This window comes from Pseudomonas sp. (genome assembly GCF_040514055.1).
Lineage (GTDB): Bacteria > Pseudomonadota > Gammaproteobacteria > Pseudomonadales > Pseudomonadaceae > Aquipseudomonas.
In genome coordinates, this window is sequence record NZ_JBEVDL010000080.1 from 81,114 (window position 1) to 90,881 (window position 9,768).

7 protein-coding genes are annotated in these 9,768 nt (G+C 63.3%); 3 read left to right on the forward strand and 4 right to left on the reverse strand.

The annotated features are described in order from the left end of the window. Positions 1 to 75: 75 nt before the first annotated feature. Positions 76 to 705, reverse strand: coding sequence for a hypothetical protein (locus ABWY06_RS22270; RefSeq protein WP_353927774.1), 630 nt, complete (start codon positions 703 to 705; stop codon positions 76 to 78). Between the two features lie 295 nt (positions 706 to 1,000). On the opposite strand from ABWY06_RS22270, the gene mksB reads away from it, so the two are divergent. The 3 genes from mksB to mksF all read left to right on the forward strand — a co-directional run bounded on the left by mksB (position 1,001) and on the right by mksF (position 5,877). Further along, on the forward strand, positions 1,001 to 2,236 hold the full coding sequence (gene mksB, locus ABWY06_RS22275) for an Mks condensin complex protein MksB (RefSeq protein WP_353927775.1): 1,236 nt from the start codon (positions 1,001 to 1,003) through the stop codon (positions 2,234 to 2,236). Positions 2,237 to 2,317: 81 nt separating this feature from the next. Further along, a complete protein-coding gene (gene mksE, locus ABWY06_RS22280; RefSeq protein ID WP_353927776.1) occupies positions 2,318 to 3,070 on the forward strand; it encodes an Mks condensin complex protein MksE in 753 nt (250 codons plus the stop codon). Next, a complete protein-coding gene (gene mksF, locus ABWY06_RS22285) occupies positions 3,067 to 5,877 on the forward strand; it encodes an Mks condensin complex protein MksF (RefSeq protein ID WP_353927777.1) in 2,811 nt (936 codons plus the stop codon). Before mksE ends, mksF begins: the two co-directional genes overlap by 4 nt. A gap of 95 nt (positions 5,878 to 5,972) precedes the next feature. On the opposite strand, the gene ABWY06_RS22290 is transcribed toward mksF, so the two are convergent. Genes ABWY06_RS22290 through ABWY06_RS22300 form a run of 3 tightly spaced genes read right to left on the reverse strand, consistent with a single transcriptional unit; the run spans position 5,973 to position 9,544 of the window. Continuing rightward, complete coding sequence (locus ABWY06_RS22290; protein ID WP_353927778.1) at positions 5,973 to 8,279, reverse strand: PqiB family protein; 2,307 nt, start codon at positions 8,277 to 8,279, stop codon at positions 5,973 to 5,975. Further along, positions 8,272 to 8,898 carry a paraquat-inducible protein A gene (locus ABWY06_RS22295; protein WP_353927779.1) on the reverse strand — a complete coding sequence of 209 codons (627 nt, stop codon included), beginning with the start codon at positions 8,896 to 8,898 and terminating at the stop codon, positions 8,272 to 8,274. Before ABWY06_RS22295 ends, ABWY06_RS22290 begins: the two co-directional genes overlap by 8 nt. Beyond that, on the reverse strand, positions 8,885 to 9,544 hold the full coding sequence (locus ABWY06_RS22300) for a paraquat-inducible protein A (RefSeq protein WP_353927782.1): 660 nt from the start codon (positions 9,542 to 9,544) through the stop codon (positions 8,885 to 8,887). Before ABWY06_RS22300 ends, ABWY06_RS22295 begins: the two co-directional genes overlap by 14 nt. Positions 9,545 to 9,768 lie beyond the last annotated feature (224 nt).

The window sequence follows — 9,768 nt, forward strand, 5'->3', positions numbered from 1 at the left end:
GCTGGGCAAGGAGGCAACGCTGGCGTGACAGATGGAGGGCCGGCGCGGGTCGCGCACTGGCGGATCGAGCGGGCCTCAGCCCGCCAGTTGGCCCGGGGTTCCTTGGCGGAACAGGCCGATCAAATGGTCGGCGACAGCGCTTTTCAGGCTGTTGATGCTCAGCTGCGAGCAATTCACCAGTTTCTTCAGGTTGATCCGGTGCAGGTGCAGTGACGGCATGCGGGCTTCGTACTCACGCAGGTCGCCCTTGACCAGTACCGGCAGGAAAAAATCGTCCTTGGCCAGGTAGCGCTGGATCAGCAGGCGCAGGCCCTGCTGGAAAGGCAGCTCCTGGGACGCGGTGAGGCGATGTTCACCAGGCACCTTCAGATACAGCCCGGTCTGGCCCATGGTCTCGCCCGGCATGATATGGATGCCGGTGGGCTCCACGGCGCTGGCGGGAATATCGCTGAAGGTGTCGTGCCACGCCTGCTCGTCCGGCAGGATGGTGATACCGCTCCGGGCTTCGCTGGGCACCACAAAGCTGTAGTTGCTGTAGAGCTTTTCCACATAACCGGAATAGATGCACAGCCGATTCTCGAAGCGCTGCAAGAATGCAATCGCCTCGCTACGGTCGGAAATGGCGTCCAGGTTCCAGTCCAGATCGTCCTGATCTTGCAGTTCTGCCCAGCGAGCCTGGGCATACGCGGCGGAGGAAGTGGGCATGGGTTGGTTCAACTCTAGTCTCATGTCCAGCGTCACTGCAGAAGCCGTGCCATCACTCCAGCTCCCCGCCAGAAACCCCGCCGACAGGGCCCAAGCCGGTGGCGCACACCTGGCGAAAGTCGCAATGTGCCGCATTTTGTCACTTGGCCAAGGGTGCCTGAGGCCGCGACTGCCGGGACGACGCTCACCGGGGTCGGTGCTCGCACGGACAAACCGGCCCCTGATCAGTGGGCTCTGACGCCCTCCCGGCTTTTCAGTACAATCGCGGCTTTTACCCTGCGGAAGCCGTGCCCCGATGATCGAACCCAAGCGCGTGTTGCGCGCCCTCGCCGAACATTGGACCCTGCTCGAGCCGCTGTGCGAGCGCTTCGACCAAGGCACCCTGAGCCTGGCCGAATTGCGCCTGCAACTGGCCGCCCAGTTGCAGACGCCGCTGGACGTGACCGCACTGCTGGACCAGTGGATCCGCCTGGATATCCTGGTACCGGTGGCAAAGAGTCCGAACCGCTTCGAGCTCAACGCGCAGATCCACGATTTCCTCGCCTACCTGCGCCGCGAACACCGCCTGGGCCTGTGCCTGGAGATCGAAGCCTACCTGCGCCACCTGGAGCGCCTGGCCGGGCATATCCAGGATGCCTTCGAGATCCGTGACGCCAACGACCTGGCCCGCCAGCTGCGGCTGCTGGACATGCGCGTGCGCGACGTCCTGAAGAAGCTGGGCAACGACGAGCAGGCCCTGGTCGGCGTGGCCGAGCGGGCCAAGACCAGTGACCGGCAAATCCCTTTACGCCAGCGTTATGCCGAGGTGCTGGCAACCTGGGACGAGTACGTCGAACCGATGATCCAACTGGTCAACGCCGACGGCGCCTTCGAGCAGGGCGTCAGCCGAGTCGAGCAGGTCCTGCTGCGCCTGATGAGTGAACAGCAGCGCCTGGGCCAGTTGGTCGACGACGACCTGCTGCTGCGCACCCACGCGCGCATCCTGGAGATGCAGACCACCGCCCAGCTGACCCTGCGCCGCGCCCGTGAACTGCTGTTGCCGCTGCGTGAAGAAGCGCGTCGGCACAACGCCGTGACCCGCGGCGCCGCCCTGGCGCTGGCGGCGATCCGGCGCAAGGGCCTGGATGCGGTGCCCCAGGCCACCCTGGCGCTGTTTACCCGGCCACAGAGTGCCTTTCTCGGCAGCGCCAGCCAGGTGGAGGCCTATGTCTACGCCCTGGCGCGCTTCGAGGCCAAACCGGCGCAGTTCCCCAAGGCCAGTGGCACGCGCAAGAGCGAGTTGCCGCGTGCGCCGCGCACCGTGCGCGAGATGCTCGACCGCTGCCAGGACGCCCTGCCGCTGCCGGACTTGATGAGCTGGCTGCTGGAGCAGGAACCGGAAGGCGCCACCGACGAATTGCTCTACTGGTTTTCGCGGCTGTCCCGCGACAGCCGCTTTCGCCGCGAACGCCTGGAGCGGCGCGACTACCTGACCGCCGAGCACCAGGTCAGCCTGAGCTCTTTCGCCCTGGTGGGCCCGGCGAATGGCTAAGCGAGCCGTCGCGGGTTGCACCCGCCCAGCGCCCAGCGCTGACCAACGCCCCTATTTAAAAAGTGCCTGCGAGCCTTGTGCATGAATATCGACCTGAAAGAACTGACCCAACTGGCACCGATCTTCCGCGAGCTGTTCAAGGGCTATCACATCAGCCGACGTGACACCGAGCTGTACAGCCAGCTGTCCAACCTGCAGGACCAGTACCGGGCCCTGTTCAAGGCCCAGGGCTTCGAGCTGGTGTGCGACAGCCGTGGTTTCTATTACTTCGTGCCCGAGCAAAGCGGCGCCCAGGTGAACAAGACCGCCCAGCGCCTGGCGTTGTTCACCTTTATCCTGGTCGAACACCTCGCCGACCAGGGCCGTGACCCGCTGGCCGTGCTGGACGGCGGTAGCCTGGGCCGCGACGAATTGCCGGCGCTGCTGGACAAGTACCGCGACTTGTTTCTGCAAGCCGAAGTGCAGACCCTGGAAGAGCTGGAGGAAAAGGTGCTGCGGCGCATCAGCCAACTGGGCTTCGCCGCGGAAGAAAACGGTGTCTACCGCTTCCTGCCGCCGATGCACCGTTTCCTCGACGTCTGTCTGTCGGTGCAGCAGGACCGCGACCTGGCCGCCAGCCTGCACAGCGCGCTGCCGCTGCCGAGCCCGGTGCTGATCGACGACGACAGCGGCGACGCCATCCAGGTCCTTGAAGAGCAGCAGCTGGACGAAGATCCCCCGGTGGCGCTGCGTGATACCACAACAGCTGACGCCGAATACCCCGATGAATCCGAAGAGCAGGCGCTGACCCGCGCCCTCGCCGAAGAACGCGCCCTGCAGGAGCTCGACCGATGAACCCGGAACGCTACGGCATACGTCGCTTCGCCCTGCTCAATACCGCCGGCTACAGCTTGGGCCTGTTTCCCCTGGAACATCCGCTGTCGGTCTACGGCGCCAACAACCTGGGTAAAAGCGCCTCGATCAATGCGCTGCAGTTCCCGATCCTGGCGCGCATGTCGGACATGAGTTTTGGCAAGTACAGCCTGGAACAGTCGCGTAAATTCTATTTCGCCAGCGACACCAGCTATATCCTGGTGGAAGTCGCCCTGCCCCACGGCCCCCATGTCATTGGCGTGGCCGGGCGTGGGCCAGGGGGAGGCTTCGGCCACCAGTTCTTCGCCTACGCCGGCGCCCTGGACCTGGCCCACTACCAGAAAAACGGTACCTGCCTGCGCCAACGTGAGCTGTTCGCCAACCTGGAGCGGGAGAACCTCAAGGCCTACGAGATCAAACCCGAGGAGCTGCGCCGGCTGCTGGTCGGCGGGCACACCTCGATCCCGCTGGACCTGACGTTGATCCCCTTGCGCTCGACCAGCGAACAGAGCCTGAAGACCTTCCGCGCGCTGTTTATCAACCTGCTGCACATGCGCGAGATCACCGCGGCGAAACTCAAGCAGCTGTTCCTCGATGCCTTCGAGCACAGCCTGCGTTCGGGCAACGTCGACTATATCGCCGCCTGCGAGGAAGCCTTCCGCGACGTGCGGCGCATGGAACAGGACTATCAATCGCTGGTGGCCGCCGGTCCGCTGGTCGAGGCCCTGGCCGCGGGTGTGGCCCAGCGCGAAAGCCTGCGCGGCAAGCTGCATCGCCTGTCGCCCCTGCTCGACAGCCTGCTCGGCACCTGGCACGACTACAGCAGTGCGCGGCGCGAGGAGTTGCTGGTCCAGCACGAGCATTACCGCAACGAGCAGGACGGCCTCCAGCAGGAACAACGCGGCGGCACCCAGGAGTTGATGCGCCTGGAGCGCGAGGTCAGCGAGCTGCAGCGCTGGCTCGGTGAATTGGCGGTGCTGAAAAATCGTTTCGCCCTGGTCGATAACGCCCAGGTGCTGGAGCAGCAGCTGCTGAGCGCCAAGGATGCCCACGACGAATTGGCCGGCGCCCTGGCGCAATCCCGGCAGTTTTCCGCCGAGGACCTGGACCAACGGCTGCGCGACCTGGAAAAACGCTTGAAAGCGGTGAAGTTGCAGCTCGAACACGCCGACAACAACAGTTACGCGCGCCTGCGCGAGGAGTTCACCCAGCAGGACGTCGAGCGCCTGATGCGCCTGTTCAACGGTGCGCTGTTCAGCCTGCCGCTCGGCGAGCAGGGCATCGGCCTGGACGAAGACGGCCGCTGGGTCGCCTCGCTGGAAAGCCTGCTGGCATCGTTCAAGGGCGAACGCTTCGAAGTGCCTGGCTTGAGCATCGACCTGTCCCAGATCGAACCGCCGGCACTCGAAGCCCTGGCCGACCGCGCCGCGCTGCGTGACCAGAAGGAACGCCTGGACAAGGAGCTTCGCCAGCTCAGGACCCAACATGCCGTGGCCGCCGATCGTGCGGCCAGCAAGGCGCAGACAGAGTCCCTCTACCAGCAGGTACTGGATGCGCAGAAGGCCCTGGAAGACTTCCGTCGCAGCCAAACCCTGGCGGCCGAGGAGCCACTCAAGCTCGAGCGCCTGGCCGCACTGGAAGGCGCTCAGGACAGCCTGACCCGTGCCAGCGACGCCTTTACCGAGCGGGTCCAGCAACTGTCCGCCCGTCTGCAACTGGTGGGCCGGCAACTGGCCGATTTGGACGCCAAGGAGCGGACCCTGGAAGACGCCCTGCGTCGGCGTCAACTGCTGCCCGCCGAGCTGCCCTTCGGCACGCCCTTTATGGACCCGGTGGACGACTCGCTGGACAACCTGTTGCCGTTGCTCAACGACTACCAGGACGCCTGGCAGGGGTTGCAGCGTATCGACGGGCAGATCGACGCGCTCTACGCGCAGATTCGCCTCAAGGGCGTGGCCAAGTTCGACAGCGAGGAAGACGTCGAACGCCGCCTGCAGTTGCTGGTCAATGCCTATGCACACCGCCAGGACGAAGCCCTGACCCTGGGTAAGGCGCGCCGCGCGGCGGTTACCGATATCGCGCGTACCCTGCGCAATATCCGCAGCGATTACGACAATCTCGAGCATCAGCTGGCGCTGTTCAACCGCGAGATCAACAAACGTCAGGTGTCCAACCTGGAAAGCTTCCGTATCACCCTGGCGCCCAACAAGGATGCGCTCAAGCACATCGACCAGATCATCCACAGCGCCGGCCAGTATGAGGAAGGCGAGACCCTGTCGGTCTTCGACCTGCAGCAAAGCGCCGACCAGGATGTGAAGAACGAAGAAGCCAAGGAGTACCTGGCACGGCTGGTGGCCGCCAACCACAACCAGCTCGGGTTAAAGGACCTGTTCGAGCTGGCCTTTGAAATCACCAAGGTCGGCGGCGTGCCTGTGGTCCACACCGATATCGATGGCGCGGCGTCCAACGGCACCACCATGACCATCAAGGCGTTGACCAACATGTACCTGTTGCTGCACCTGATGGACCGTGAGCAGGCCGGGCGTATTCGCTTGCCCTACTACCTGGACGAAGCGGCGGACATCGACGAGCGCAACCAGCAAGCGTTGATCGAGACCAGCCTGCAATTGGGTTTTGTGCCCATTCTGGCCAGCGTGAAACCCCAGGTGTCGGCCCATGTGGCCATCGACCTGGAGGGCGGCAGCGGCCCGAACGGTATCTATATCGATGAAGCCGACTGGAAATATATCCGGCGCCACGAAACGGCGAAGGTCGAGCAGCCCGCGTAGAAGTAATCACGGCCGGGGTGGCCTGCGGACCCGCGCCTTCGCGGGTCCGATACTATATAGCCCCAGCCAGCAGCCTGGCGGGTCCGGCGCTCAGCTCAGGGTTTTTCCAGGGCGATTTTCGGTGCCCACTTCATCCAGTCGTCGCTGACTTCGTCGAACAGGGTGAAGGTCTGACCCGGCTGGGCCGGGCCGCCCATCTCCGGATTGTTCGGCGTGGCGAAGGCAATACCCCCTTCGAGCAGGGCCTCCAGGGACTCGGTGCGCACCTTCAGACCCTTGAACAAGCTGGCGTCCACCCCGATGCCACTGGCATTCCAGAATCGGCTACCGCTGCGCACCAGCGGTGCGTAACGGGGCTCGATCAGCACGCTGACCAGCACCCGATCCGAGGTCGGCCCCAGCTCGAAATGGGTGACCTTACCCACTGGCACCTCACGGTAGCTGACCACCACCCCGGGCTTGATCGAGCCGCGACGTGGCGCGCTGAGCACCAGCTTGAGCCCCTGCTCGCGGTTCGAGGCCGTGGGCGGCGCGCTCAGTACGCTAAAGCGCGTCTGCACCGGTGCGCCTTTGGCCGCAGGTTGCACTTCCAGGTAGAGACCGCTGACCAGCGTCTCCAGGTTGGCCGTACGCGCCAAGCCCAACTCCGGCTTGACCACCCAGAATTGACTGCCGACACGGGCAATGCGCCCCTCGGCTTCGGTGATGCGGGCGGTCAGTTGCACGGACTGCAAGTCCTCGCTGAGCGCCACCGTTTCCACCTTGCCGACGTCCAATCCCTTGAAACGAATCGGTGTACCGGCCCGCAGGCCATCGCCACTGGCGACCTGAAGCTGCACCTGTACGCCTTTTTGCAAGGCCAGCTCGCGGCTGGCGTACAGACTGAAACGCTGCACCCGGCGATCGGTCACCGCGGCCTGAGGGTCGGGCGTCTCGAAGGAGATGCCACCCGACAGCAGGCTTTGCAAGGATTCGCTCTTGACCTCGATACCCGACAGGCCACCGGTCAGGGTAATACCACTGGCATTCCAAAAACGCGTCGAGCTGTTGACCAACTGGGCGTACTCCGGCTGGATATGCACCCCGAGCGCTACCTGCTGGCGATCTCGCGACAACTGGAAACTCTGCACCGAGCCGACCTTGAGCTGATGAAACAGGATCGGGCTACCGACCTCCAGCGATCCCAGATTCTCACTCAACAGCACCAGATGCAGGCCGGGTGCGCTGAGGTCGAGGGGTGGCGGCTTGGTCCTCGCGACGAAATCGCGGCTAGGCGCACTGCCCTTCTCACCCGGGCGGACTGCAATATAGTTGCCACGCACGAGGGCTTCGAGGCCAGTAATACCGGCAAGGGAAATCGACGGCTTGACCACCCAGAACTCGGTGCCTTCCACCAGATAATCCTCGGCCAGTGGGTCGAGAATCAACTCGGCGGTGGCCGAGGTCAGGTCGCTGTCGACTTTCAGGGTTTTAAGGGTACCGGCCTGAATGCCCTTGAACATCACCGGGGTGCGCCCGGCCTGCAGCCCTTCGAAATCGCTCAGCTTGACCTTGACCCTGATGCCGGCCTGGGCTGCGTCGAAATCCTCGTAAAGCCGGAATGGCAGACTCGGATCGGTGGGCGGGCTGTCCTGCCGATGCTCCGGCGTGGCGAACGCGATACCACCGGCAACGATGCTGGCCAGCGACTCGCTACGCACCTTGATACCCGACAGATCGGCATCCACCGTGATGCCGCTGGCGTTCCAGAACCGCGTGTGTTTACGCACCAAATTGGCGTAGAGCGGCTCGATATACACCTTGAGCTCGACCGTGCGCTGATCCTCGCCGAGCACATAACTTTTCACCACACCGACCTGGATTTGCTTGTAGAACACCGGGCTGTTGCGGTTGAGCGAGCCCAGCCGTTCAGCCTTCAGCGTCAGGTGCAAGCCGGGCAGCGTATCGGACAGCGGCGGCGGTTCGGAGAGTGCCTTGAACTTGGTCGCGGGTTCGCCATCGCCTGGACTGGCGGCAATGTAATTCCCCGACACCAGGGTCTCCAGGCCCGTGATGCCTGCCAGGGACACGCTGGGCTTGACCAGCCAGAAGCGGCTGTTGGCACGCAGCGCGAGCTTGACCTGCTTGTTCATTTCCAGGGTGGCGATCACCCCCTGATTTTCGCCTTTCTCATCCAGCGCCAGGCCGACCACCTTGCCGATCTGCATGCCCTTGTAGATCACCTCGGTCTTGTTGACCTGGATACCCTCACCAGTCGGGAACAGCACCTGGATCTCGATACCCGCCTGGTCGTAGGCGCGCCAGGCCAGCCAGCCGCCGATCAGCAAGGCCACCAACGGCAACACCCAAATGGCCGACCAATTGGAAGCAGGACGAATTTTCGCACGTGGCAGCTCAGTCATGGTCGGCATCCGACTCCGTATTATCCCAGATCAGGCGAGGGTCAAAAGTTACAGCCGCGAGCATGGTCAGGATCACCACGCTGGCAAACGCCACGGCGCCGACACCGGCTTCGATTTGCGCCAGGCTGCCAAAATTCACCAGCGCCACCAGGATGGCGATGACAAAGATATCCAGCATCGACCAGCGGCCGATCCACTCGATAAAACGATACATCAGGATGCGTTGGCGAGCCGACATGGGTTGATGCCGTTGCACCGAATACAGCAACAGGGCGATCCCCACCAGCTTGAAGGTCGGCACCACGATGCTGGCGATAAACACCACGGCCGCGATGGGTAACATGCCGTACTGTACCAAGGTGACGACACCCGACATGATGGTGTCCGGGTGGCCTTTGCCAAAGGAGCTGACCGACATGATCGGCAGCAGGTTGGCCGGGATATACAACAAGGCCGAGGTCAACAGCAGGGCCCAGGTCCGAGTGAGGCTATTGGGCCGTCTGGGGTGGACCTGCGCACCACAGCGGCTACAGGTCTGGCCATGTTCGACGTCGGCATCCTGGGGGTTCAGTTGATGGCATTCGTGACAGAGCAGCAACCCCGCATCAAGCGCTCGCATGCTCATCCTCCCCTGCCAAAGCTTCCCAGATCTGGTGCGGCGACATGGTGACCTCCAACCAGACTTGTACCAGTATCAACGCGACAAAACAGACCAGCCCCACGCCCACGCTGAGATCGGCGATATCGACCAGCTTGACGATCGCCACAAGGATGCCCATCAAATACACCTCGAGCATTCCCCAATCACGCATGTGGTGATAAAGACGGTAGAGCAGCAAGCCATAGCTGCGGCCGAACTGCCAGCGAATACTCAACAGCACGAACAGTTGGCAGAGCAACTTAAGCAATGGAATCGCCATGCTGCAGAGAAACACCACTGCGGCCACGCTCTGCATACCACTGTTATACAAGGCCAGCACACCACTCCAGAGGGTGTCCTCGGTGGACTGCCCCAGCAGGTTCAGCCTGATGATCGGCAGAAAGTTGGCCGGGATATACAGCAGCAACGCCGCCAGCACCAATGCCAGGCTACGTTTGACCACCTGATGTCGGTGGGTATAGAGCTCATAACCACAACGCGGGCAACGCGCCTGCTCACCCAAGGCCAATGCCGGCTTGAGCATCAACAGGTCACACTCGTGGCAGGCCACCAAAGCTTCCAGAGGAAGCTCGGACAGGTCACCGGACTCGGCCGTGTCGGGCATGGCGGTAGGCTCGGACAAAGGAAAATCATTCTAACCGAGGGTAGGGTAAAACTACCATTTGTCGTAAAACGGTAAGAGCGGGCGTTGTGGGAGGCCCGTCTCGGGCCGATACCCTCGATACCCGGTTGGCGGGCTGGCGCCGGACGACGCGCCGAGGCCGCCCTACGCTGCCGCCCGCGGGCCGAGGCGTTTTCCGCGGGCAAAAACAAACCCCCATCCGCTCG

Bases quoted from the DNA above. Each gene is read 5' to 3' on its own strand.
- ABWY06_RS22270 (WP_353927774.1), bottom strand. From the start codon at position 705: ATGCCCACTTCCTCCGCCGCGTATGCCCAGGCTCGCTGGGCAGAACTG.
- mksB (WP_353927775.1), top strand. From the start codon at position 1,001: ATGATCGAACCCAAGCGCGTGTTGCGCGCCCTCGCCGAACATTGGACC.
- mksE (WP_353927776.1), top strand. From the start codon at position 2,318: ATGAATATCGACCTGAAAGAACTGACCCAACTGGCACCGATCTTCCGC.
- mksF (WP_353927777.1), top strand. From the start codon at position 3,067: ATGAACCCGGAACGCTACGGCATACGTCGCTTCGCCCTGCTCAATACC.
- ABWY06_RS22290 (WP_353927778.1), bottom strand. From the start codon at position 8,279: ATGACTGAGCTGCCACGTGCGAAAATTCGTCCTGCTTCCAATTGGTCG.
- ABWY06_RS22295 (WP_353927779.1), bottom strand. From the start codon at position 8,898: ATGCGAGCGCTTGATGCGGGGTTGCTGCTCTGTCACGAATGCCATCAA.
- ABWY06_RS22300 (WP_353927782.1), bottom strand. From the start codon at position 9,544: ATGCCCGACACGGCCGAGTCCGGTGACCTGTCCGAGCTTCCTCTGGAA.